Origin of the sequence: Flavobacterium piscisymbiosum, from assembly GCF_020905295.1 — a bacterium.
Taxonomy (GTDB): Bacteria; Bacteroidota; Bacteroidia; order Flavobacteriales; family Flavobacteriaceae; genus Flavobacterium; species Flavobacterium piscisymbiosum.
Map to the genome: position 1 here is coordinate 6,312,819 of NZ_JAJJMM010000001.1, position 26,812 is coordinate 6,339,630.

Sequence of the window (26,812 nt, forward strand, 5' to 3'; positions counted from 1 at the left end):
CAGTTGAGCTCGTTTATGCTTATTGAATGGTTTTAAACGCAATAACAAATGCAATTACAGTTATTATAAGTCCTGCCATAAAAAGATTGTAGGCAATTCGCAGTAAAGTGTATTTACGTTGTAAAACCAATCCCAAATAATACAAATCCTTGATCATTGTCGAGTACAAATAATCACGATCTTTCATCATTTCGTTCATTGCCCAGTCATATTCTTCCAAAGGCATTTTGTAGAAATTTCCAAAAAACAATAAATTAATCTTTTTTGCCTCGATATCTTCTCTGGTAAAAACTCCTGTTGTTACTTTTGGTCGTGTCGAAAGAATCGCAAAAATAATCGTCGTAACACTAGAGATCAGCATTATAAAAGTCGGAATCACCAAATGGGCATTCTTAGGGCTGTCTAATTTTGGAATAATAGACGAAAGTGCTATCGAAATAATAATCGCATTTACAGATAGTAAGATATTGGCTTTACTATCGGCAATTCCGCTTAAGCGTGTATGGTTTCCCAAAGTAACGCGAAATAAAGTATCGACACCACGATCCGGCTTTTCGATTTTTTCTTTCTTTTTTAGTTCATCTTCCATTTTATCTGCTTCTTTCTTTTGTTGCTTTTCGATTTTTTTCTGAACAAGAAGCAAGTTTTTCTCTTTTAGAGGCTGCCACTTTCTAAGTGCATAATCGGTATAAAAGCGATGTTTATTCATTAAAAAATTCAAATTTTCTTTTGCCCATTCGGCATTAGAAAAATCCAAATTCCATGTGTTTTTTAATTCAATACGCAATAATTCGCAAGTAGTAGTATATTCAGTTCCCATAAGATGGGCAAAATCGGCATCTTTAATTATTTTCTCTAAATGTGTTTTGGGTATGTGCTCTTTTACCGTAGCCATGATCAAATTTGAAACAGTTGAAATAAATTCATCTGATTGTTCTTTTTCTTTCAAAAAAGCTGTAGCAATTTTCACACTTTCCTGTTCATGGTTTTCATAACCTTCGATGTAACCAGTATCATGAAACCAGGCAGCAACCAAAAGCATGTCTTTTTCATTTCCTTTAACATCTTCCTTTTTACAAAGCTCTTTTACCGCATTTACTACCGTTAAAGTATGGTTAAAATTATGATAAGAATATAAATTAGAAAGTTTATCTTTGAGTAAATTACTGACGAAATCTTCGGATTGTTCTACTAGATTCATGGAGATTTTATTTTATACCACTAAATTATGAAATTGTTTTTGGATAATCATTTTATTACTAAAATTAAAAACCGGTCTTTGGCAATAGTTGTCTTGTTACTGGTTTATTCCTGTGCGACACATAAAGCGCAATACGGGAAAGATGTTAGTGCCAACGAAACGGAAAACGCAACAGATACTATAAAAATTGCACACACTATTTATTTAGTTGGAGATGCAGGAAACGCTGATGAAGAGCAAGCGCAGCAAACATTGGAATTATTGCATCAAAAATTGAAAAAATCGAATAAAAAAGCAACTCTGCTTTTTTTGGGAGATAACATTTATCCAAAAGGTTTCCCTAGTGATGACAATGCATCAGAGAAAGCTTTGGCGGAAACAAAATTGACTAACCAATTAAAACTAACTAAAGGTTTTAAAGGAAAAACAATATTTATTCCCGGAAATCATGATTGGTATAATGGCATAAAAGGCCTGGAACGTCAAGCCGATTTTGTGACTAAATATTTAAACGATAAAAAAGCTTTTTTACCTCGAAAGAGTTGTGCTATCGAAGATGTGAAGATCGACAGTACAGCAACGCTAATTACGGTTGATAGCGAATGGTTTCTGGAAGATTGGGACAATCACCCCACAATGAATGATAATTGTGATATTAAAACGAGAGAAGATTTTTTTGATGAATTAGAAAATCTCTTAAATAAAAACCAGGAAAAAACAGTTATTCTTGCTATTCATCATCCTTTGATGAGCAACGGAACTCACGGCGGACAATTTTCATTAGAAAAACAACTTTTTCCGTTAGAACAAAAAATCCCTTTACCTATTATTGGTTCTTTTATTAATTTGTTACGAAAAACATCTGGTGTAAGTCCGCAGGATATTCAAAACAAGCAATATACTATTTATGCCAAGCGAATTAAAACGCTTTTGCAAAAACAGAAAAATGTAATTGTAGTTTCCGGACACGATCATAATCTTCAGTACGTTAACAAAGAAAATATCAAGCAAATTATTAGTGGCGCAGGATCAAAATCTGAAGCGGCAAGAGCTATAAACCCAACAGAATTCTCTTATGGCGGAAATGGTTATGCTACATTGACTTTGTTTAAAAGTGGTGATGCAAAAGTGACTTTCTTTGGCAATGAAAATAATAAAGAAAAATTACTTTTTGAACACGAAATTATAAAAGCCAAAGAGATTAACTGGGCCGCAACGGTTGACAATAAGTTTCCGGCAACTGTTACAACTTCTATTTATTCTGAAAAAATGACCCGTAAAAGTATTTTCCATAAATTCTTATTCGGGAATCATTACAGAAAATATTACAGCCTACCAATTGAAGCCAAAACAGCTACTTTAGATACTTTAATGGGCGGTTTAAAACCTATTCGCGAAGGCGGAGGACATCAATCAGTTTCTTTAAGAATGTCTGATCCTAAGAAAAGAGAATATGTAATGCGTGGCATGAAAAAAAGCGCCACTGCATTTTTACAATCGGTAGCTTTTAAGGATCAATATGTTGTTAATGATTTTGAAGATACTTATGCTGAGAATTTCTTATTCGATTTTTACACCACTTCGCATCCCTACACAACATTTGCAATTGGCAGTATGTCAGACCAAATAGGTTTATTGCATACCAATCCTGTTTTGTATTACATACCAAAACAAAATGGTTTAAAAGAGTTTAACTCGAATTTTGGAGATCAGCTTTATATGGTCGAAGAAAGACCTGCTGATAATCATTTGGATGGTAAAAACTTTGGTAATCCTACCAATATTATTAGTACAGATGATATGATGAAAAATCTTCATAAAGACGAAAAATACAGCGTTGATGAAGATGCCTATATGAAAGCCCGTTTGTTTGACATGCTTATTGGCGATTGGGACAGACACAGCGATCAATGGCGTTGGGCAGAACATAAAAAAGATGGCAAAGTTATTTATGAACCAATTCCTCGTGACCGCGACCAGGCTTTTGTAAAATATGACGGAACTTTACTTTCGCTTTTAATGAATATTCCGGCGCTTCGCCACATGAGATCTTTCAAAAATAAAATTGATAATGTAAAGTGGCTTAACAGGGAACCTTATCCTATGGATTTAGCATTTCTAAGAACTGCTGAAGAGAAAGACTGGATCGCTCAGGCCAAATATATTCAGGAAAACTTATCGGATAGTGATATTGATAAAGCTTTTAAAAACTTACCAAAAGAAGTTCAGGATGGCACAATTGAAGACATCAAGAAAAAATTAAAAAACAGAAAGAAAGACCTTCAAAAATATGCCTCAGAGTATTTTGATGTTTTAAGCCATACGGTAATGATTGCCGGAACGGATAAAAAAGATAAATTCATCATCAATCACAATGCTAAAAAAAGCATCGAAATTCAGGTTTTTAGAGTTAAAAAAGAAGGTGATGAATTACTTTATACAAAAACGGTAACGGATTCTAAAACTAAAAATCTTTGGATTTATGGTTTAGATGACAATGACGTTTTTGAAGTAAAAGGAGATCAAAAATCAAGTATAAAAATTCGATTGATTGGTGGTCAGAACAATGATACTTATAATATAGAAAACGGAAAAAGAGTCATTGTTTATGATTTTAAATCTAAAGAAAACACGTATAATCTGGATTCTAAAACTAAAACAGAGCTTACAGATGATTATGATGTAAACTTATACAATTACGAAAAACCTAAATACAATGTGATATCAGGACTTCCAAATATTGGTTATAATCCTGATGATGGCGTAAAAGTAGGTATCAATTTAAATTATACGGTTAATAATTTCAAACAGAATCCGTACACACAAAGACACGTTTTAAATGCTTTTTATTACTTTGCCACCGGAGGTTTAGAGTTTAATTATGTCGCGCATTTTCCTGGTTTATTAGGTAAATGGGTTATTGATGTTGAATCGCAATATACGACTCCAAACTTTGCGATGAATTATTTTGGCTACGGAAACGAAACTAAATACGATGATGAAGAGGTCGATATGGATTACAATCGTGTACGCATCAGAAAATTTAATCTTTCGGGTGCCATCAGACACGTTGGCCGTTATGGAAGTGAATTTAGCGTACAGCCTATTTTTCAAAGAATGACTGTTGAGGAAACTGAAAACAGATTTATTGACACGCCAAATATTGTAAATCCAAATGTTTTTGATAATCAAAATTATGGTGGTTTAAAAGTAAAATATCTTTTCAAAAATTCTGATTTTGCAGCAAAACCAACTTTAGGAATTGCTTTTATGGTTTCGGCAACATGGCTGACTAATTTAGATGATACTAAACAAAACTTTCCAACTCTTGAGAGTCTTTTAGGATTTACGCACAAAATTGACCATAACGGAAAATTAGTTTTGGCGACTCTTTTTAAAGGAAAAGCGGTTTTAAATAATAATTTTGATTTTTATCACGGTGCTACTTTAGGCGGAGATACTGACTTAAGAGGCTATAGAAATGAACGCTTTTTAGGAAGTTCTTATTTCTCTCAAAGCAGTGATTTACGATTCAGTATTGGTAAAATTCAAAAAACTATTGCTCCTTTAACCTACGGAATTCTGGGTGGTTTTGACTACGGAAGAGTTTGGCTTGATGGCGAAGATTCTAAAAAATGGCACCAGGATTACGGTGGCGGAGTTTGGATTAATGCAATCAATGTTTTAACTGCAAGGATTTCTTATTTTAAATCTCCTGATGAAGTAGGAAGAGTTATTTTTGGGGCGGCGTATAGTTTTTAGTTTAAGATGCTAAGGTTCTGAGGTGCTAAGGTTTTTTCTTAGGTTCAGAGTTACAAAGGCTCAAAGGGACAAAGATTTTTTGCCACGAATTTCACTAATTTTCACTAATTAATTATTCGTGGAAATTAGTGAAATTCGTGGCAATTTTTTTTCTTAATATCCCAAAACTTAGAAACTTAGTCTCTTAGCATCTCAGAACCTTAGCAACTTATTTCAGTTTAAACTCATATACGTTACCTCCTGTTTTATTTGCTTTTTCATCTGCAATCAATAATGTATTGTTGTCTTTGAAAACTATAGCTTCTTTTTGCGAAAAGTGATTTAGTTTTATTTCGGTTTGAGATCCTTTATGAAACAAATCTCCTTTAAAATCTTTAAATAAAACAATTTTATCATGACTTAGCAAAACTACTTTTTTTCCGTCAGGACTAATTGTTGCACTTGTCAGTACACAATGATTGTAATTATCACAGGTTTTAAATTCACCTATTTTAGTTGCTTTTTGAGTTCCCGGGGCGTTTGGAATTTTATAAATAAAAGCTGTTCCGTCAAAACCTTTGCTTCTGTTTTTTGTAAAAAGATAAAAGTAATTTCCGTGTTCAAAAAAACCTTCAACATCGTAGAATAATTCTTTTTTCTTGGGAGGAAACTCGGTTTGTTCCGGATACGAAAATGAAACTTTATATTCGGCTACAGCCAAATCTTTATTCAATTGGTTTTTATTGATTTTGTAAATACACAAATCCTTGCGTTCATTATCATTATTCCCAAAGTCTCCAATATAAATATTATCGTTTTTATCTTTGGTGATGTCTTCCCAATCTACATTGGTTGCATTTGAAATTGTTATGGTTTTTGCTATTTTCCCTTCTGAATTTATGGCGTAAATAGCATTCGTATTTCCACTGTCTTCCAAAGTATAAATTAAGTTTGTTTCCGGGAAATAAGTAATTCCCGAAACTTCTTTTAACTTTTTAGGAAGCGAGTAAAGCGTTTTAAAATCAGTATTTGATTGTTGCTGACAAGCCAATAAAGCAAGGGAAGTGCCAAGTAAAAAAAACTTTTTCATAGTATTATTTTTAAAATATTTAAGCTTAATTTTTAAACCATATTAGTTGTATGGTAAAAAGTCAAATTAAATTCGTGTTTTTAAAATTACGTGTAATAAACTCAAACGCCGCAAGCATAATATGTCCCATTGATTTGGCATTTTTAAACTTCATATCATTGGTATAACGATACAATTCCATTTTTAGCTGATTCAAATTGTCCATTGTCGAAATGGTATCATGGCACATAATATTCAATAATTTTGTAATTCTGGCTTCGGCAGAATGAATTCGTTTTGCCAAAATTGCTCTTTCTTCATCCTTATACTGAATCACTGAACGGTCTTCGAGTTTTTCTTTAATGAGCTTCATCATTTGGTAGTTTTCCTTGAAAAACTGTGGGCGATAGACTTTAAAATTCCCCTCATAACATTGCTGATCAAAATCTATGGCGCGAATTCTATAAACTACCTGGTCAAAATCATGAATTGGAACAATTACATAATTATACGAACGCATATCTCCCAAAAGTCGTATCATACAACGTTCGTTAAATTTCACAAACTCTTTTGCTATCTGTGATTTTTCTGTCTCGGTAGACGTATGCAGTAAAGTTTCCATAAAGATATCACCCGGAATTCCTACAATATGTTCTTCTATAAGAGTATCGCCAAAAACCAAAAAATTTATTTTATCCGGCGATAAAATGTCTTCAAGTTCTAATCCATAAATTCGGGAAGCATCGGCTTTTTTTATATAAAAATGAACGTAATTGTCATTGAGAATATTACGGACCTTTACCCTGAAAGGTTTTGAGTTTCCAAAAGTGCAAAAATCGATCGCATCAACATTTAGATACTTGATGATATCATTATTCCCGTCTGAATGCAAAAGAGAATAAATCTTTTTTAAATTCAAATCAATTTCTTCGCGGTCAAACTCTCCGTAATAAACACGAGTCCACAAAGTATCGACACCATTTTTGTCGTATAAATTTATGGCCCCCGCAAATCGCAATAAATCATCATAGAATACAGATACTTTTGAAATACGCTCGTATTTATCTAAATAACTTAAAAGTGATGGAGTTAAAGGGTATGATGGTTTTTTTAAAACCATTAAAGGTTCGCTCATTTTGAATATCTTTATTACAAATTTACATTAAATAAAATTTAGCGTAACAATAAACGAGTTGAATCGTCATACTTAAAACTAAAACCGAATAAATTTGGAAACCATACTTACTATTGAGAATCTTCATAAAAGATACGGGCGTATTCAAGCCTTAAAAAATGTTTCTTTTGAAATACAAAAAGGCCGCGTCTATGGTATTTTAGGCCCTAACGGAAGTGGAAAATCGACTACTTTAGGAATTGTGCTAAATGTTGTAAATCGCACCTCTGGAAGCTACAGCTGGTTTGGAGGAAAAGTTCAGACTCATGAAGCACTAAAAAAAGTAGGTGCCATCATAGAAAGACCCAACTTTTACCCGTACATGACTGCGGAAGAAAACCTGAAATTGGTTTGCAAAATAAAAAGCATTAATTATTCTAAGATCAACGAAAAGCTGGATTTAGTAGGCTTAGCCGAAAGAAAAGACAGCAAATTCAGTACTTTTTCATTAGGAATGAAGCAGCGTTTAGCGATCGCATCGGCTCTTTTGAACGATCCTGAAATTTTGATTTTAGACGAACCTACAAATGGTTTAGATCCGCAGGGAATTCACCAGATTCGTGATATTATCAAAAAAATCGCTTCGCAGGGAACTACTATTTTACTGGCCTCACATTTATTAGATGAAGTCGAAAAAGTGTGTTCGCACGTTATTGTTTTACGAAAAGGAGAAATTTTATATTCAGGTTCGGTTGACGAAATGTCAGCAAACGAAGGTTTCTTTGAAATCATGGCTGATGATAATGCAACACTAAAAAATGCTTTGGCAACACATTCGTCGATAGACCGAATTACTGAAGAGGATGGAAAAATTTTGGTTTACTTAAAATCAGATTTATCAGCAACGGAACTAAATCAGTTTTTATTTTCTAAAAACATTACGTTAAGCCATTTAGTAAAACGTAAAAACAGTTTAGAAGCTCAATTTTTAGAATTAACCAAAAATGCTACTATCCAAAAAAACTAAACCATGAACAGACTTATCTCTATAGAATTACAAAAAATCTGGAAAAATAAAGCCAGTCGTGTCCTTACTTTAACCTATTTCATCTTACTTTCATTCATTGCATTAATTGCATCGATAAAGTTTGATATAGGACCTATTCACATTGATCCATCAGAAATGGGAATTTTTAATTTTCCGTTTATATGGCATTTCAACACTTATTTTGCTGCCTGGCTTAAATTTTTCCTGGCCATTGTTATCGTATCGATGATGGCAAATGAATATAGCTACGGCACTCTAAAACAAAATTTGATAGATGGTTTAAGCAAAAAAGAATTTATTTTATCCAAATTCTTAACCGTTGTACTTTTCGCATTGGGCTCTACTATTTTTGTTTTTATCATGACCTTAATCCTCGGATATTCATTTTCATCTTACACAGAATTTGGTATTGTTTTTAGTGATTTAGAATATCTATTGGCCTTTTTCGTAAAATTATTAGGATTCTTTTCTTTCTGTTTATTTTTAGGGATATTAGTAAAACGATCTGCCTTTGCATTGGGATTTTTATTAGTATGGATTTTTATAGAATCGATCATAAAAGGTCTTTTAGTATTTCAGATTTTCCCGGAAAGTAATATAGGTTATAAGATTACGCAGTTTTTACCTTTAGAAGCGATGTCAAATTTAATTATTGAACCTGTATCAAGATTGTCTTTAATAAAAAGCATCGGAACTCAAATAGGGGTAGAAAATACTAAAGATTACGGCGTACATTTTCTTTCAATTGTGATTGTTTTGGTATGGACATTTTTATTTATGCTTTTTTCCTACAAATTGCTTAAAAAAAGAGATTTATAGTATATTTGTAATACTATGAATTTTATTAAACGTCTTTTGCTTGTTTGCTTTCTGTGCTTAATATCTACAAAGATAAAAGCACAGAATATTACTGTAGATGATTCGAAAACAGCTGAATCACTCGTCAAAAATGTATTAATAAATAGTTCCTGTATAAATATAGCCACAGTTCAGGCTTCTGGAAATCCGGCAAGTACCGGAGCAAGTTATGCTTCTTTCAGTTCAGGAACAAGTGGTTTTCCTTTTTCGACTGGTATTGTTTTAAGTACATCAGCTAGCAAAAATGCTCAAGGACCTTACATAGAAGCAGATTCTAAAGGATTCACAAACTCACAATGGAAAGGTGACAATGATTTAAATAAAGCATTAAACAACGCTGTAAGCACACAGGCTACTGTTTTAGAATTTGATTTTGTAGCCTTAACTAACTCTATAAGTTTTAATTACATTTTCGCTTCAAACGAGTATCAAACTTATTACCCTTGTGTATATTCTGACGGATTTGCTTTTTTAATAAAAGAAGCAGGAACTACAGAAGATTATAAAAATTTAGCTGTTTTACCGGATTCAACAGTACCTGTAGCTTCTACAACCGTGCATACAAAAATAGATCCCGTTATAGTTAGCGGACAGTCTTTTGATGGTTGCGAAGCTATAAATGAGAATTTCTTTAATGGTTATAATACGGAATTAAGTCCCATAAATTACGCAGGTCAAACAACGGTTATGAATGCCCGAACTAATGTAATTCCTAATAGAACATACCATCTAAAACTCGTTATTGCAGATGACCCGACGGGCCAGTTTAACTCAGCCGTTTTTATACAAGGAGGAAGTTTTGTTTCTTTAGTAGATTTTGGTGCAGACAGAACTCTTGCCAATAATAATCCTGCATGCTTTGGCGAAACCATTACTTTAAATACTCAATTAGACAATATTCAATATGACTTTAAATGGTTTAAGCAAGATGCTACTAATAATTATGTAGAAATTCCTTCGCAGGTAAGTTCTACATACAATGTTCAATCGGCAGGAAACTATAAAGTCGAGGCTACTTTAAAAGGCACAAGTTGTGTGTCGACAGGACAAATTAAGATTGAATATGCCACAGAAATAACATCAGCCAATACTTCTTTATTACAATGTGATGACGATACTGATGGAATTACTATTTTCAACCTGACAAAAGTTAATGAGATTGTAAAAAATAACGCTTCAGAAATACTAAACAAAGGATATTACGAATCATTGGCAGATGCTCAATCAAAAACAAACCCAATTTTAAAGCCTGAACAATACACGAACAAAACCCTTGATCAAATTGTTTTTGCAAGAATTGAAAATCAATACGGCTGTTTTACAGCTGCCGAAGTTACATTAAAAGTTTCAAATACGACAATTCCAGATCAAAACCCCATTGCAACCTGTGATGGAGATGACAAACAGGACGGATTGTATCAATTTGATCTCGCTGCAGAAGTTACTCCACAAGTTTCAACAGGTTTGCCTGCCACATTAGTATTTAATTATTATCTAAATACTAATGACGCATTGAATGATGCCAATAAACTCCCTAATATTTTTAAGAATACCGTCGCATTTAGCCAAATTATTTATGCTAAAGCTACAAACGGAGCTGACTGTTTTGATATCGTGCCTATTACTCTTGTTGTAAATACTTTTGACCCTCCTGATTTTCAAGATGAAACAAAATTTTTATGCAAAGGAGATGAAATCACTTTAAATGTTGCTAATGGTTTTGCAAGTTATTTATGGAACACAGGAAGTACCGATACTTTTATAGAAGTTAATGTTGCAGGAGATTATTCAGTAGTTGTTACAGATGCAAATGGTTGCCAAAAAACAAAGAAATTCAAAGTGATTTTATCTGAACCTGCTTTAATAACTGAAGCTATTATAAAAGATTTTTCAGGAATTGACAACTCTGTTTTACTACAATATAGCGGAGTTGGAAACTATGAATTTTCATTAGACGGAAACGTTTTTCAAAACGATCCTTTATTCACTGGTGTTAAGGCTGGAATTTACAATGCAATTGCCAGAGATAAAAATGGCTGTGGATTGTCTAATTCATTTTTACTATATGTCGTAGATTATCCTAGGTTTTTTACTCCAAATGGCGATGGATATAATGATTTATGGTTTATTACCAATATAGATCATCTACCTGATTACAAAATTTATATTTTCGATCGTTACGGAAAATTCCTGAAACAAATGGATCAAAATAGTATTGGATGGAATGGTATTTACAATAGCCAGCAATTGCCTGCAGATGATTATTGGTTTACGCTGCAATTTGTTGATGGTAAAAATGTAAAAGGTCATTTTAGTTTAAAAAGATAAAAAGTAAAATAACTTCCTGTTTTAACATTGATAGCGATATTACAACATCAAAAATTAGTTTTTTAAACAATAAACAATAAACAATAAAAATTAGATATTATCTTATATTTACTTCTTAACCCTATAAGATGAATCTAGTTAAAATATCATTTCTTTTATTCTTATTTTCTAGTCATATTAATGCTCAAAATGATTGCAAAGATGCAATCATAGTATGTGGCAACTCAGGATTTCAAGGCCTTAATGCAATAGGTCCCGGCGACGTTCTAGAATATAACATTTCAGAAAACAGTTGTTTCTCTAGCGAAAATAATAGTATTTGGCTAAAACTTTTAATAAAAACTTCTGGTACTTTAGGCTTTATTTTAAAACCTGAAAGTCAAGACATTGTTGTAGATTTTGATTTTTTGGTTTTTGGCCCTACTGCAACATGCAATTCACTGGGGCAATCTATTCGTTGTTCAACAACAAATCCTGCTCTGGCTAGATTGCCTAATAACACCACAGGTATGACAGGCCAATATTTTGACACAACAGAAGGTCCAGGAGAAAACGGAGATGGTTTTGTAAGATGGCTGGATGTTAATGCTGGTGAAACTTATTTTATTGTAATTGACAGATTTACAGGAAATAGCAATTTTTCATTAGAATGGCTCGGAACAGCAACATTTGACGATCCTCCAAGTTTAAACATAGCATCTGAAAATGCAATAGATCTTGAAAAATCAGATTATAGCGGAGAAACAAATCCAAAAGTAAGCTTTGATTTAACTCAAAATACTCCCATAATAATGGGATCTCAAACTGACGTAACAGTCACCTATCATACTTCATCTAATGATGCAATACTTGATTTGAATGCAATAGAAAATCCAGCAGATTTTAAAAATACAAGTAATCAACAAATTGTCTATGCCAGGATAACAAACAATAAAACAAAATGTTACAACTGGGCCGCTTTTAATCTTAAAATAAGTGACAAGCTTGTGTTTCCTAATACTACAATTGTACTATGCGATAATGCAGACTCTAATTCAACCGATGGCAAGACTGCATTTAATTTAAACGAAACAACAGCTAGTATTTTCGAAAATCTTATTATACAAGACCTAACTTTTAAATATTATTTGTCACAAGATGATGCTGAAACAGAAACAAATCCCTTATCAAGTCCATTTTTCAATACCATACCCAATAAGCAGTCTATATTTATAAAAGCTTCCGGCAGTAAGTCTAGTGTCGCAATTCAGGAAATTCAACTTATTGTAAATCCGCTTCCGGAAATAAACAATGCAACTTTAATTCAGTGCGATGCTGGCAAAAACACAAACGGTTTAGTTTTATTTAATTTAAAAGAGGCTAACCCAACTTTAACAAATAACAACCAAGATCTGGAAACGGTTTTCTTTTTAAATAATGATGATGCCATAAATAACAGCAATTCATTAAACACAGAATATACAAATATTAGTAATCCGCAGATTCTTTTTGTGAGGGTTATTAATTCAAAAACAAAATGCTATAGCATAAGCACCTTAACATTAAAAACTAATGTAATTCAGGAATTAACATATAATCTGAATGCAGTTTGCGACGATGACGGAATTGAAGACGGAATACATTTATTTAATCTAACAAATGCCAATATTCCATTAGCAACTTCTCAAACTATAAGATATTACACCAACGAAAATGATGCTTTATTAGAAAAAAATCCAATTGAGAAACCTGCTTCTTATTCAAATGAAATACCATATAATCAAGAAGTATATGCCCGAATTGAAGAGGGAAATGATTGCTACGGAATTAACACAATAAAATTGCAGGTCAACAAATTACCTAATATTGAACCTGATATGGTAACAAATGTTTGTGAAAATCTTCCGTTGCATAAAGCACATTTAGAGGCTGGAATAATTGACATTGCTTCCATTACTGATTTTACTTTTACATGGCTTAAAGATGGGGTAAAAATACCTAATGAAACCTCTTCTCAATTAGATGTAAACCAAAGCGGTATTTATACGGTAGAAATTACAAATAAAACCAACTGTACAAAAACAAAAACCATAGAAGTAACAGCATCAAATGCAGCAAGCATTAAAAATATTGATATTATTGATTTATTAGAAACTGATTCGAATCAAATTACAGTGAATGTATTAGGAAAAGGTGAATACGAATACAGTCTTAATGCACCAAATGGTCCATTTCAGGAATCTAATACATTTAGTAATCTTAAATCAGGATTTTATGAGGTATATATAAACGATAAAAAAAATTGCGGAATGGTACATCGAACAGCTGCACTCATTGGCGCTCCCAAATTCTTTACTCCAAATGCTGACGGATATAATGATTATTGGAATTTAGTTGGCTTGGATACCAGTATCAACAAAAATGCTATTATTTACATCTATGACAGATTCGGAAAATTATTAAAACAAATACGCCCTTCTGATTTAGGTTGGGACGGGACTTTTACTGGCACTCCTCTACCATCAGATGATTATTGGTATACCCTGAAATTAGAAGACAACCGTGAAGCTAAAGGTCATTTTAGTTTAAAAAGATAAAAAATCGAGAAAATTTCAATCTGAAAAATCCAAATTCCAATACTTTACAATTCTAAGAAATTTCAAATATTAAATTTAAACTCAAGGTATAAAATATAAATTCAATAAGTTTAAAATAAAAAAAATCCCAAACTCCGTAAAAATTGGAATTTGGGATTTTTAATATTGAAATTTAAAAAATGATTTAGATTTTAAATCTTTTTCTATCAGTTTCTGTCAAATAGATTTTTCTCAAACGAATAGATTTTGGAGTTACCTCTACATACTCATCTTTTTGAATGTACTCTAATGCTTCCTCTAATGAGAAAATAATTGGAGGGATGATTCTTGCTTTTTCGTCATTTCCAGAAGAACGAACGTTAGATTGTTTTTTCTCTTTAGTTACGTTTACACACATATCATCAGCACGAGAGTTTTCTCCAATTACCTGACCTTCGTAAATTTCGGTATTTGGTTCAACAAAAAACTTACCACGATCTTGCAATTTATCGATAGAATAAGGAATAGCTTTTCCTTTCTCCATAGAAATCAATGAACCTTTGTTACGTCCGGCAATTTCTCCTTTGTAAGGCTCATATCCAATAAAACGGTGTGCCATAATAGCCTCACCAGCTGTTGCAGTAAGTAATTGGTTACGTAATCCAATAATTCCACGTGATGGAATATTAAATTTTACAATCATACGTTCCCCTTTCGTTTCCATACTCAACATTTCTCCTTTACGTAAAGTAACGAATTCTACCGCTCTTCCAGAAAGTGATTCTGGTAAATCGATTGTCAATTCCTCAATTGGCTCACATTTTTTACCATCAATTTCTTTGATGATAACTTGTGGCTGACCAATTTGTAACTCATACCCTTCTCTTCTCATTGTTTCAATAAGAACAGATAAGTGAAGTACTCCACGACCAAAAACCATGAATTTATCAGCAGAATCAGTTTCACCTAACTTCATTGCTAAGTTTTTCTCTAATTCTTTTGTCAATCTTTCTCTAATATGACGAGAAGTTACAAATTTACCTTCTTTACCAAAGAAAGGTGAGTCGTTGATAGTAAACAACATACTCATTGTAGGCTCATCGATATCAATTGTTTTTAGACCTTCAGGATTTTCAAAATCAGCAATAGTATCACCAATTTCAAAACCTTCAACTCCAATAATTGCACAAATATCTCCAGCAATAACTTCTTGTACTTTTTTACGACCAAGTCCTTCAAAAGTATGAAGTTCTTTGATACGAGATTTAGATACAGTACCATCTCTTTTTACTAATGAGATTGGCATACCTTCTTTAAGAACTCCTCTTTCTAAACGTCCAATAGCAATACGCCCTGTAAATGCAGAGAAATCTAAAGAAGTAATCAACATTTGTGGTGTTCCCTCAGAAACTTTAGGAGCAGGTACATTTGCAACAACCATATCCAATAATGCTTCAACATTATCAGTTACGTTTTCCCAATGATCAGACATCCAGTTATTTTTAGCAGAACCATAAACTGTTGGAAAATCCAACTGCCATTCTTCAGCACCTAATTCAAACATTAAATCAAAAACTTTCTCATGAACTTCTTCTGGAGTACAGTTTTCTTTATCAACTTTATTAATAACTACACAAGGCTTTAAACCAAGGTCAATCGCTTTTTGTAATACAAAACGCGTTTGTGGCATTGGACCTTCAAAAGCATCAACTAGCAAACATACACCATCGGCCATGTTTAATACACGTTCTACTTCTCCTCCAAAATCGGCGTGACCAGGAGTATCGATAATATTGATTTTTGTTCCTTTATATTGAACTGATACGTTTTTTGAAGTAATAGTAATACCTCTCTCACGCTCTAAATCGTTATTATCAAGAATTAAATCACCTGTGTTTTCGTTGTCACGAAATAACTGACAGTGATACATAATTTTATCAACCAAAGTGGTTTTACCGTGATCGACGTGGGCAATAATTGCAATATTTCTAATAGATTCCATCTGAGATTTTTAATGGGTGCAAAGGTACACTTTATTTTGATATAAAAAACGTTTCTGCGATAGTTTGCGTATAGACAAGTAATTAGTTCGTTAAAACAATGTAAATTTAACCTTCAAATTGAACTTTCGTTATTGTTTAATTATAGTTAATTTAACTATATTTGAGTAATGAAAAGTAAAACTCTCCAAATTACTCTAATTTACGTTATCATATCAATAATTATGGCAGCACTCTGTCATAAAATACTTACTACCTACTTTTCTAAATTAGAATATTTTTATTTATTTTTCATAAAAGACATCCTTTTTATACTTGCTACAGGATTTATTTTCAGATACATACTATCAAAAAACGAAAAAAGAAATATCTCTATTTTCGAAAAATTAAAAAGTACAAACGAAGAAATCAAGGAATCGAACGAAAAATACGACATTGTTGCAAAAGCAACGAGCGATACTATTTGGGACTGGAAAATTCAGGAAGACAGCATAAACTGGAATAAAGGAATCGAAAGTGTTTTTGGCTACAATCCTGCAGATGTAGGAAAAACATCAAAATGGTGGTTTGACAAAATACACCCTGAAGACAGCATCAGAATGTCTATTAAACTCTACTCATTTATCGAACAAAAAACCGAAAAGTGGCAAGATCAATATCGTTTTAGATGCGCAGACGGAACCTATAAATATGTTCTTGACCGTGGTTTTTTACTAAAAGATGAAAACGGAAGAGCCATTAGAATGATTGGGGCCATTCAGGATATTACCAAACAAAAAGAAGAAGAACAGCGATTAAAACTTTTAGAAACCGTAATTACACAATCTAAAGATTCTATCTTAATTACAGAAGCCAACTCCACAGATCGTAAAATACCTAAAATAGTATATGTAAATCCTGCATTTTCTCATATGTCTGGATATCTTTCACATGAAATAATCGGTAAATCACCCAATATTTTCAAAGGACCAAAATCTGATTCTGAAGAATTAAAAAAACTATTAAGAGCTATAAAAAACAAAGAAGAATGCTTAATAGAAACCATTAGTTACACCAAGAAAAAAGAAGAATACTGGGTTCGCTTTTCGATGATTCCAATTTTCAATAACGAAGAAAATATTTCGCACTGGATCTCTATACAAAGAGACATCACTGATGAGAAAAAATTGGAAACAGAAAAAGAACATCTTATTCGTGAACTAACCCAAAACAATAAAGACCTAAAACAATTCTCGTACATTACGTCACACAATCTAAGAGCACCATTATCTAATTTAATCGGACTTTTAAATTTAATAGAAGATATTACTGTCGAAAATCCTGAACTTCAGGAAATTCTTTCCGGTTTTACAAAATCGACTCATTTATTAAATGAAACCATCAATGATTTAGTAAAAGTGATTATTATCAAAGACAATCCTTCGATGCAAAAAGAAGAAGTCTCACTAAAAGAAGTTTTCGAGAATGTCTTTAGCCAATTGTCTTTTCAAATCGAATTGCACAAACCAATTATTAAACTCAAATTCGACAGAGTTCCGTTATTAAACACAAATAAAGCTTATATTGAAAGCATTTTACTGAATTTGCTGACCAATTCTATAAAATATAAATCAGAAAACAGAAAACTAAAAATCTCTATTACCGCCGAACAAATAGACCATAAAGCCGTCTTAACCTTTAAAGATAACGGAATTGGTATTGACCTGGAAAGAAATGGCGATAAAGTATTTGGACTATACCAACGATTTCACAACTATCCAGACAGCAAAGGATTAGGTTTATATTTAGTAAAATCGCAGGTCGAAACCATGGGAGGAACAATTAGCATCGAAAGTGAAGTCAATAAGGGAACAACATTTATAATAACATTTAAAAATTAATTCATATGCTCGAGCAAATTTTATGCATCGACGACGACCCGATCACGTTAATGCTATGTAAGAAAGTAATTTCGAAATCCTCATTTTCTAAAGAAATTATCACTGCTCAAAATGGCGAAGAAGCACTACACCATTTCAATACCTTAAAATACAACAAAAACAAAGCAAGCAAGCCAGAACTAATTTTCCTGGATTTAAACATGCCTGTGATGGGCGGCTGGGAATTTCTGGATCATTTTACCTCTCCAGACTATACTGAATTCAATAGTGCGCGTGTCATTGTACTTTCTTCTACAATTGACCCTGAAGATTTAGCCAAAGCAAAAAAGTATCCTATCATTATCGATTTCCTTTCAAAACCAATTACTCAGCCAATGTTGGAATATCTTAAAAAGAAAATGGATCTTTAAATAATTTAAATCCCAATATCTGAAATTCAAAATTCCAACAAACATATCTAAATTCTAAATAAAAAAATTCCAAATTCTAACACTATAAAGCTATTGGAATTTGGAATTTATTTTTTTTTTGGAATTTTCCTTTTTTTTGTTCAAACAAAAAAAAACCCTCTAAAAGGGGGCTTTTTATATACTTTAGGAAATTGTAATTAATTACAATTTAGCAACATGTTTAGTTAATTTAGACTTCAAGTTAGAAGCTTTATTATCATGAATGATGTTCTTTTTAGCTAATTTATCAATCATAGAGATTACAGTTGATAATTTAGAAGTAGCATCAGCTTTATCAGTAGCTATTCTTAATGCTTTGATAGCATTACGAGTAGTTTTATGTTGATATCTGTTAAGAACTCTTCTTTTTTCGTTACTTCTGATTCTTTTTAATGCTGACTTATGATTTGCCATTTTGTTTTAATTTTAGATGTAATAATTATTATAAATACTAGTTAAAAAAGAAAAACCTCCCACAATTGCCAGGCAATCACTTTGGTTTTAACTAATAAAACAAAAATCGAGACACCAATTTTTATTTTACAAAACTTATTTACAACTAATTCAGTAGTCTGTAAGGGAATCGAACCCCTGTTACCAGGACGAAAGCCTGGAGTCCTAACCCCTAGACGAACAGACCATATCCTTCTAAGTTTTTCTATATTTAAATAGAGGTATTATTGTAGCCCGTAGCGGAATCGAACCGCTCTTACATGGATGAAAACCATGCGTCCTAACCGATAGACGAACGGGCCATTTTAATTCTCAGTATTTCAAGAACATTTTGCAGTAAAAAAAGTAGTAGCCCGTAGCGGAATCGAACCGCTCTTACATGGATGAAAACCATGCGTCCTAACCGATAGACGAACGGGCCTGCTTCTCTAATGCGGATGCAAAAATACAACTATTTTTAAGATGTACAATACCTGATGCAAAAAAAATTAAAAAAAATTAATAAGCCTTAGCAAACAACACTCTTTTTGAAGAAGGATTACCCGTAAACACACAGGTTCCAGCCTCTTCAACAGCATCTAAAGGAATGCATCGAATGGTCGCTTTTGTCAAGTCTTTTATTTTTTCTTCAGTCTCAGCAGTTCCATCCCAATGTGCAGATACAAACCCACCTTTACCATCTAAAATTTCTTTAAATTCCTCAAAACTATTTACTTCCGTAATATGAGTATTACGATACTCTAATGCTTTGTTAAATAAATCTGCCTGAATCTGCTCCAGCAAGTCATTTATATAAGTAACAATTCCTTCTCCGGAAACCGTCTCTTTTGTCAATGTATCACGTCTGGCAACTTCAAAAGTTCCGTTTTCTAAATCTTTTGGCCCAACAGCAATTCTAACCGGAACACCTTTTAATTCCCATTCAGCAAATTTGAATCCTGGTTTTTGAGTTGTTCTATCATCGTACTTAACAGAGATCTTCAACTTTTTCAACTTCGCCGTTAATTCATTAACTGCAGTTGTAATCTCAGCCAATTGCTCGTCTGTTTTATAAATAGGCACAATTACCACTTGTATTGGTGCTAAATTAGGAGGCAAAACCAATCCCTGATCATCAGAGTGTGTCATTACCAAAGCTCCCATCAAACGAGTAGAAACCCCCCAAGAGGTTCCCCATACGTGTTCTTGCTTTCCTTCGGCATTTGCAAACTTTACATCAAAAGCTTTGGCAAAATTTTGCCCTAAAAAGTGCGATGTTCCAGCCTGTAAAGCTTTTCCATCCTGCATTAAAGCTTCAATACAATAGGTTTCGTCAGCTCCCGCAAAACGTTCTGTTTCGGTTTTTATCCCCTTAACAACCGGAATTGCCATAAAGCCTTCAGCAAAATCAGCATACACATTCATCATCTTTTCAGACTCTTCCAGTGCTTCTGCCTTTGTAGCATGTGCCGTATGTCCTTCCTGCCATAAAAACTCTGCAGTTCTTAAAAACAAACGCGTACGCATTTCCCAACGTACTACATTTGCCCATTGGTTAATTAATAAAGGTAAATCTCTGTATGATTGTACCCAACCTTTATAAGTAGACCAGATAATTGCTTCACTAGTAGGACGAACAATAAGCTCTTCTTCTAATTTAGCATTTGGGTCTACCATTAGTTTTCCGGGTTTATCCGGATCATTTTTCAATCTATAATGTGTTACGATAGCACACTCTTTTGCAAATCCTTCTGCATTTTTTTCTTCAGCCTCAAACATGCTCTTCGGCACGAATAAAGGGAAGTACGCATTTTGATGTCCTGTTTCTTTAAACATTCGATCTAACTCCGCCTGCATTTTTTCCCAAATAGCATATCCGTACGGCTTAATAACCATACATCCTCTAACGCCTGAATTTTCGGCTAGATCTGCTTTAACAACCAGCTCGTTATACCATTTCGAATAATCTTCTGATCTTGTAGTGAGGTTCTTACTCATATTGAATAGTTTGGCACAAATTTTGTTTTAATAATTTTAACTAAATAGTTTGACAAAACTAACTATTTTTGTAATGTGCAACAATAAAAAACACCACAGATATGAAAACTTCTACATCTCTCCGCCAAAACTCAAGTCATTTTTACTTAATTGGAATATTGAGTTTTCTACTAGCATCGTGTGGTTCTTACCAAAACGCTTCATATAATGATAATGATGGAGTCTACGGTGGTTCGACAAGAACGTATGCTCAAACAAATACCACAAACACAAATAATCAATATAAAGATTACTTCAGATCATTGCAAGATGACAGTCAGCCAACTGAAATTTTTACAGATGTTGACACTTATGGCAATTATGCCGATAATGACAGCACGCAAACAGTTGCAACCGCTTACCCTGCCTGGGGAAGTGCAAATACAGATGTTTCTGTAAACGTTTACTCTGATCCTACATGGTCAATGGGATTCGGACTTGGTTTCGGATACCCTTATTATGGATGGGGTTACGGAGGAGGCTACTGGGGATACCCTGCATACGGCTGGGGATACCCTGGATATTGGGGACCAGGATGGGGTTATCCAGGATACAGACCTTACTACGGATACAATAACTACGCTTATAGTTATGGAAGAAGAGGTTCTGCCGCTTATTACGGAGGAAGAAACTATGGTTATGATAGAAGCTATAGCAACAGAAACTACAGCAATAGAAGCTACAGCAGCAACAGAAGCTACACTGACAGAAATTTCAGCAATAGAAACTACACTACAAACAGAGGAAGTTATACAACAAACAGAAACGGGTATTCTGACTTTAGAAGAAGTTCTACAAACGGAAGAACTTATAATTCTTCAAGCCCAAATTTCACAAACAGAAGAAGTGCTGCTCAGGGACAAAGCAATAGTTACGACTATTCTAACAGAAGATCAAGCAGCAACACAACAACCAGAAATTACAACAGCGGTAATAACAGCGCACCAACAAGAAGCTACTCTCCTAGCCCATCACGTTCTATGAACAGTGGCGGAGGAAGCGTGAGATCATCTGGCGGCGGTGGCGGTGGCGGAAGATCATACGGAGGAGGCGGAGGTGGAAGAAGATAATACCTTCTTTCACAAATCGAAAAATCATATTAAAAACTTATCCCAATGAAAAAAATATTATTCCTCCTTATTACAGGACTAACTGTCAGCGTCTCACATTCACAAGAAGTATCAGACGCAGTTCGTTACGCACAAGATAACCTAACCGGAACAGCTCGTTTTAGAGCGATGAGCGGTGCATTTGGAGCAGTTGGTGGAGATTTATCATCAATAAGTATCAACCCTGCTGGATCTGCTGTTTTTTTAAACAATCAAACCGGAATAACTTTTAGCAACCAGAATATTAAGAATAATTCTAATTATTTTGGAACTCAAACAAGTGATAAAGAAAATTCTTTCATACTAAACCAAGCAGGAGCTGTTTTCGTTTTTAACGATCACAACCCAAGCAATAATTGGAAAAAAATTGCGATTGGAGCAAATTATGAAAACACCAATAACTTTAATAATTCTGTTTTCTCTGCAGGAACCAATCCAACAAATTCTATTGACAAATACTTTTTAACGTTTGCTAACGGAATACCTTTAAAAGATGTGACACAAATTGATTACAGAGATCAGTTTTACGATGAGCAACAAGCTGCTTTTGGATATTATGGAAAGGTAATAATACCTACAAATCCAGGCGATATTAATGGAACTCAATACCTAAGCAATGTACCTGCCGGCGGTAAATACTACCAGGAAAACGGTTTTTATACTAGCGGATACAATAGCAAATTAAGTTTTAACATTGCAACATCTTATAAGGACAGAATATACCTGGGCGCTAATTTAAATGTCCACATAACTGATTACAGAAGAACAAGTAGTTTTTTTGAGAAAAATGACAATCCATTGCAGCCGACTGAAACAATATCTGATCTAACCTTTAACAACGACCTTTACACATACGGAAATGGTTTTTCTTTTCAACTTGGAGCCATCGCTAAAGTTACAGAATCTTTCAGACTTGGTTTAGCATACGAATCTAATACCTGGTATGAATTATATGATGAATTATCACAAAGTTTATATACTACAACTGATGCTATTGGAGGACAAACTAAATATTATAGCGATAATCCAAATGTTGTAAACGTTTACGAATCATATACTTTACAAACTCCAGGAAAAATAACATTTAGTGCTGCCTACGTATTTGGAAAATCAGGATTAATTAGTGTTGACTATTCTATTAAAGACTACAGCAACTCTAAATTCAAACCAACAAGTGATTCACGATTTAGAGGTTTAAATAATGATATTAGCAATCAACTGACAACTGCTGGTGAGTTAAGAGTTGGTGCTGAATACAAAATAAAACAATTGAGTTTACGCGGTGGATATCGTTTTGAAGGCAGTCCTTATAAAAACGGAACTACAATTGGAGATTTAAACAGTTACTCTGGAGGTTTAGGATATAATTTTGGAGGAACAAGAGTAGATTTAGCTTACTCTTATTTAGAAAGAAAATCGAATCAGGGATTTTTCGCAACCGGATTTACTGATGGCGCGAACATTACATCGAAACTCAATAATGTTTCTTTGACTTTATTATTTGAATTGTAATTAAGAATAAATAGATGAATGGAAATTTCCGTCAGGTTTTACTTGGCGGATTTTTTTTATCCCTGTTAAACCGGAAATTTTACACCAATAAAACCTGACAGCAGTCTCGTTAGCTTAATTTTAAACAGGAATTTCAGGAATTTGAACCAAATTTTAATAAACTGATTTACTTTGTAAAGTTAATTCCACATAGTAATTAGTGCAAATTCGTGAAATTCGTGTTTGTTTTATTTATGCATACATCAGAATAACCACCTGAAAGCTTCATAAAAAACACGTAAAAGAAAAGGAAACAAGCGGTGTTTGAATAAAAAAGTGTAATTTTGCACTCCAATTTATAAAAGTATGAGAACCAAGTCTTTAAAAAAGAACAAAATTAACGTAATCACTCTTGGGTGTTCGAAAAATGTATATGACAGTGAAGTGCTAATGGGACAACTTCGTGCAAACGGAAAAGAAGTTGAACACGAAGCACCAGCAGAAAGAGAAGGAAACATTATCGTAATCAACACTTGTGGTTTTATTGATAACGCAAAAGCAGAATCAGTAAATATGATTTTGGAATACGCTGATAAAAAAGACAGAGGATTAGTTGACAAAGTTTTTGTGACTGGTTGCTTATCTGAGCGTTACAGACCTGATTTAGAAAAAGAAATTCCGAATGTAGACCAATATTTTGGTACAACAGAATTACCTCAATTATTGAAAGCTTTAGGAGCCGACTATAAACATGAATTATTAGGAGAGCGTTTGACTACTACTCCTAAAAACTATGCTTACCTAAAAATTGCCGAAGGCTGCGACAGACCTTGTAGTTTTTGTGCAATTCCTTTAATGCGTGGAAAACATGTTTCTCAATCTATTGAAAAGCTAGTTAAAGAAGCTGAAGGATTGGCTAAAAATGGCGTTAAAGAATTAATTTTGATTGCTCAGGATTTAACTTATTATGGTCTTGATCTTTACAAAAAGAGAAATCTTGCCGAGCTTTTAGAAGCTTTAGTAAAAGTTGAAGGAATTGAATGGATTCGTTTGCATTATGCTTTCCCTACAGGTTTCCCAATAGATGTTTTGGAAGTAATGAAACGCGAACCAAAGATTTGTAATTATATCGATATTCCGTTACAACATATTTCGGATTCTATTTTAAAATCAATGCGTCGTGGTACCACTCAGGCAAAAACGACTCAATTATTGAAAGATTTCCGTGCTGCTGTTCCCGGAATGGCCATTAGAACTACTTTAATTGTAGGATATCCTGGCGAAACTCAGGAAGATTTTGAGATTTTGAAGGATTTTGTTCAGGAAATGAAGTTTGACAGAATGGGATGTTTTGCTTATTCTCATGAAGAAAACACTCATGCTTTTTTACTGGAAGATGATGTTCCGGATGATGTAAAACAAGCAAGAGCAAACGAAATAATGGAATTACAGTCGCAAATTTCATGGGATCTGAATCAGGAAAAAGTAGGTCAGGTTTTTAAATGTATTATTGACAGAAAAGAAGGCGCTCATTTTGTGGGAAGAACTGAGTTTGATAGCCCGGATGTTGATAATGAAGTTTTAATAGATGCCTCGAAACATTATGTAAAAACGGGTGAATTTGTTAATATAAGAATAATAGAAGCAACAGAATTTGATTTATACGGAGAACCTGCTTAAATTTACGCTAAAGAATTATCAATTTTAGATAAAAACATATTTTATGAAACCTACACTATCTTTATTTCTTTTGATTTTTACCTTATGCTGCGTCAACTCTGTTTCAGCGCAATATGGCAACGGATACGGTAATGGTTACGGTGGCGGTGGTTATGGAAATGGCGGCTACGGAAGAGGTGGCGGAATGGGAATGGACAGAAGTATGATGTCAGGACCACAACCTAACACCAGCAAACCTAAAGAAACACCACCAGAAGAAACTGCAGCCAAAATTGTAGAACAAATGAAACCGGTAGTTAATCTAGATGAACTTCAGGCTATTGCGATTGCAAATGTTTTTACTGACAGCATGAAAGAACAAGGAATTCTTTTGAAAAATGAAAGCAGCAGCCAGGATCAAAAAGTAGAACAAATAAAAGCATTGAGAGAAAGTACTACTAAAAAAGTAACTGCTTTCCTGAATCCGGATCAGGTTGAAAAATATACTGCCTTTATGGCTGACTTTAAGGAGATAAAAAAACCTTCGAAGTCAAAAAAGAAAAAAGATTCCAAAGATAAAGACTCAAAAGAAGTAAAAGAAGACACTGAAGCAACAAAAATTCAAGAATAATTGTTTCAAACTCATCTTATAAATATAAGCACTATGGCAAAAAAACATTTTTGTTATCTAATTTTATCACTTATTATTACTGCTTGTTCTACAAATCCTTACAAAAGCACAGAAAAGGTTTACGATCAGCAGCTTAAAACTTTAGAAAATCAAATTACAAGCAAAGAAGCTAAGCCAATTCCTGCAATTACCCCTGTAGTCATTGACACTACTTATGCAGCACAATTAGGCATCGTAAAGGACACTTTATCTAAAACCGGATCTACTTACTTATTAAATGGAGTAAATACAGAATGGATTGGTACTGTGAACTTTAATTTAAGAAAACCAAGTTTTATTATTATTCATCATACTGCTCAGGATTCTATCCAGCAAACGATAAAAACTTTTACCCTAACAAAAACACAAGTAAGTGCTCATTATATAATTTCTGAGAACGGAAAAGTAGTTCAGATGTTGAATGATTATTTAAGAGCATGGCATGCCGGAGCATCGACTTGGGGAAAAAATACAGACATCAACTCTTCTTCTATAGGTATAGAACTTGATAACAATGGTTTTAAACCTTTTACTGAAGCACAGATTAGTAGTTTAGTAGCTCTTTTAACTAAATTAAAGAAAGACTACAACATTCCTACTCAAAACATTTTAGGTCATTCAGACATTGCTCCAGGCAGAAAACAAGACCCAAGTGCTTTATTTCCCTGGAAAACTTTAGCAGAAAAAGGATTTGGAATTTGGCCGGATGAAGTTCTGGAAGAAGCTCCTTTTGATTTTAAAATCGAACCTGCTTTAAGAATTATTGGTTATAACACTAAAAATTTGTCGGCAGCAATTATGGCTTTCAAATTACATTATATTCAAACGGATGTTACGCCAACTTTAGATCGAAAAACAATAGATACTATTTACTCGATTTATAAAAAGCAAATTCAGTAAAAAAGATAAGACATTAAAAATATAAAGCGCGTTTCTAAGCATTTAGAGACGCGTTTTTTTAGTAAAGTTTGCCACGAATTACACGAATTGAAATAAGAAAAATTTAACCACCATATCGCTACCTGCTTAAAGGATTAAAAGTTTTTTTACCACAAATTACACAAATTTACACAAATTAAGAATGTAAAATTTAGCTACTCCTGATAGCTATGAGGATAGAAAGATCAATACCTCTTTATATATACTTTTTATCACAACTCGAGCGACAGCG

At 33.3% G+C, this 26,812-nt stretch carries 18 protein-coding genes and 3 tRNA genes; 12 read left to right on the plus strand and 9 right to left on the minus strand.

Translation table 11 applies throughout. The features are described 5' to 3' along the window. Positions 1 to 19 precede the first annotated feature (19 nt). Positions 20 to 1,201 carry a Pycsar system effector family protein gene (locus tag LNP81_RS26540; protein ID WP_230040614.1) on the minus strand — a complete coding sequence of 394 codons (1,182 nt, stop codon included), beginning with the start codon at positions 1,199 to 1,201 and terminating at the stop codon, positions 20 to 22. A gap of 27 nt (positions 1,202 to 1,228) precedes the next feature. Here LNP81_RS26540 and LNP81_RS26545 point away from each other — a divergent pair, with 27 nt between their 5' ends. Then, positions 1,229 to 4,963 carry a metallophosphoesterase gene (locus tag LNP81_RS26545; protein ID WP_230040615.1) on the plus strand — a complete coding sequence of 1,245 codons (3,735 nt, stop codon included), beginning with the start codon at positions 1,229 to 1,231 and terminating at the stop codon, positions 4,961 to 4,963. A gap of 208 nt (positions 4,964 to 5,171) precedes the next feature. On the opposite strand, the gene LNP81_RS26550 is transcribed toward LNP81_RS26545, so the two are convergent. Further along, the gene (locus tag LNP81_RS26550; RefSeq protein ID WP_230040616.1) at positions 5,172 to 6,032 is read right to left on the minus strand and encodes an SdiA-regulated/phytase-like domain-containing protein; all 861 of its coding nucleotides are present in this window, start codon (positions 6,030 to 6,032) and stop codon (positions 5,172 to 5,174) included. A 61-nt stretch (positions 6,033 to 6,093) separates the two neighbouring features. Then, positions 6,094 to 7,146 carry a hypothetical protein gene (locus LNP81_RS26555; protein ID WP_230040617.1) on the minus strand — a complete coding sequence of 351 codons (1,053 nt, stop codon included), beginning with the start codon at positions 7,144 to 7,146 and terminating at the stop codon, positions 6,094 to 6,096. A 94-nt stretch (positions 7,147 to 7,240) separates the two neighbouring features. Between LNP81_RS26555 and LNP81_RS26560 the strand changes: the two genes are divergently transcribed. From LNP81_RS26560 to LNP81_RS26575, 4 genes are all read left to right on the plus strand, one after another. Further along, on the plus strand, positions 7,241 to 8,152 hold the full coding sequence (locus tag LNP81_RS26560; protein WP_230040618.1) for an ABC transporter ATP-binding protein: 912 nt from the start codon (positions 7,241 to 7,243) through the stop codon (positions 8,150 to 8,152). Positions 8,153 to 8,155: 3 nt separating this feature from the next. Beyond that, positions 8,156 to 8,992, plus strand: coding sequence for an ABC transporter permease (locus LNP81_RS26565; RefSeq protein WP_230040619.1), 837 nt, complete (start codon positions 8,156 to 8,158; stop codon positions 8,990 to 8,992). Positions 8,993 to 9,007: 15 nt separating this feature from the next. Continuing rightward, complete coding sequence (locus LNP81_RS26570) at positions 9,008 to 11,359, plus strand: T9SS type B sorting domain-containing protein (protein ID WP_230040621.1); 2,352 nt, start codon at positions 9,008 to 9,010, stop codon at positions 11,357 to 11,359. 128 nt (positions 11,360 to 11,487) lie between these two features. Continuing rightward, entirely contained in the window at positions 11,488 to 13,935 is a 2,448-nt protein-coding gene (locus LNP81_RS26575) for a T9SS type B sorting domain-containing protein (protein WP_230040623.1), read from the plus strand. A 184-nt stretch (positions 13,936 to 14,119) separates the two neighbouring features. Here the strand turns inward: LNP81_RS26575 and typA are convergent, their stop codons facing one another. Next, positions 14,120 to 15,916, minus strand: coding sequence for a translational GTPase TypA (gene typA / locus LNP81_RS26580; protein ID WP_230040625.1), 1,797 nt, complete (start codon positions 15,914 to 15,916; stop codon positions 14,120 to 14,122). A 222-nt stretch (positions 15,917 to 16,138) separates the two neighbouring features. Here typA and LNP81_RS26585 point away from each other — a divergent pair, with 222 nt between their 5' ends. Together LNP81_RS26585 and LNP81_RS26590 are read left to right on the plus strand one after the other, a co-directional pair. Beyond that, on the plus strand, positions 16,139 to 17,794 hold the full coding sequence (locus LNP81_RS26585; protein ID WP_230040627.1) for a PAS domain-containing sensor histidine kinase: 1,656 nt from the start codon (positions 16,139 to 16,141) through the stop codon (positions 17,792 to 17,794). A 5-nt stretch (positions 17,795 to 17,799) separates the two neighbouring features. Then, on the plus strand, positions 17,800 to 18,204 hold the full coding sequence (locus tag LNP81_RS26590) for a response regulator (RefSeq protein ID WP_230040629.1): 405 nt from the start codon (positions 17,800 to 17,802) through the stop codon (positions 18,202 to 18,204). A 201-nt stretch (positions 18,205 to 18,405) separates the two neighbouring features. Here LNP81_RS26590 and rpsT read toward each other — a convergent pair whose 3' ends face one another. From rpsT to proS, 5 genes are all read right to left on the minus strand, one after another. Continuing rightward, positions 18,406 to 18,657, minus strand: coding sequence for a 30S ribosomal protein S20 (rpsT, locus tag LNP81_RS26595; RefSeq protein ID WP_055095632.1), 252 nt, complete (start codon positions 18,655 to 18,657; stop codon positions 18,406 to 18,408). Positions 18,658 to 18,811: 154 nt separating this feature from the next. Continuing rightward, positions 18,812 to 18,883: transfer RNA gene (locus tag LNP81_RS26600), tRNA-Glu, on the minus strand. A gap of 43 nt (positions 18,884 to 18,926) precedes the next feature. Beyond that, positions 18,927 to 18,998 (minus strand) — tRNA-Glu (locus LNP81_RS26605). Positions 18,999 to 19,045: 47 nt separating this feature from the next. Further along, positions 19,046 to 19,117 (minus strand) — tRNA-Glu (locus tag LNP81_RS26610). Between the two features lie 77 nt (positions 19,118 to 19,194). Then, the gene (gene proS, locus LNP81_RS26615) at positions 19,195 to 20,673 is read right to left on the minus strand and encodes a proline--tRNA ligase (protein ID WP_230040632.1); all 1,479 of its coding nucleotides are present in this window, start codon (positions 20,671 to 20,673) and stop codon (positions 19,195 to 19,197) included. Between the two features lie 101 nt (positions 20,674 to 20,774). On the opposite strand from proS, the gene LNP81_RS26620 reads away from it, so the two are divergent. The 5 genes from LNP81_RS26620 (at position 20,775) to LNP81_RS26640 (ending at position 26,541) form a co-directional block, all read left to right on the plus strand. Beyond that, positions 20,775 to 21,782 carry a hypothetical protein gene (locus tag LNP81_RS26620; RefSeq protein ID WP_230040634.1) on the plus strand — a complete coding sequence of 336 codons (1,008 nt, stop codon included), beginning with the start codon at positions 20,775 to 20,777 and terminating at the stop codon, positions 21,780 to 21,782. Between the two features lie 45 nt (positions 21,783 to 21,827). Next, the gene (locus LNP81_RS26625) at positions 21,828 to 23,333 is read left to right on the plus strand and encodes an OmpP1/FadL family transporter (protein ID WP_230040637.1); all 1,506 of its coding nucleotides are present in this window, start codon (positions 21,828 to 21,830) and stop codon (positions 23,331 to 23,333) included. 345 nt (positions 23,334 to 23,678) lie between these two features. After that, positions 23,679 to 24,992, plus strand: a complete 1,314-nt coding sequence (gene rimO, locus LNP81_RS26630) for a 30S ribosomal protein S12 methylthiotransferase RimO (RefSeq protein ID WP_230040639.1) — start codon at positions 23,679 to 23,681, stop codon at positions 24,990 to 24,992. Between the two features lie 43 nt (positions 24,993 to 25,035). Further along, a complete protein-coding gene (locus tag LNP81_RS26635; RefSeq protein WP_230040641.1) occupies positions 25,036 to 25,602 on the plus strand; it encodes a hypothetical protein in 567 nt (188 codons plus the stop codon). A 33-nt stretch (positions 25,603 to 25,635) separates the two neighbouring features. Next, complete coding sequence (locus tag LNP81_RS26640) at positions 25,636 to 26,541, plus strand: N-acetylmuramoyl-L-alanine amidase (RefSeq protein ID WP_230040642.1); 906 nt, start codon at positions 25,636 to 25,638, stop codon at positions 26,539 to 26,541. Positions 26,542 to 26,812: the final 271 nt, after the last annotated feature.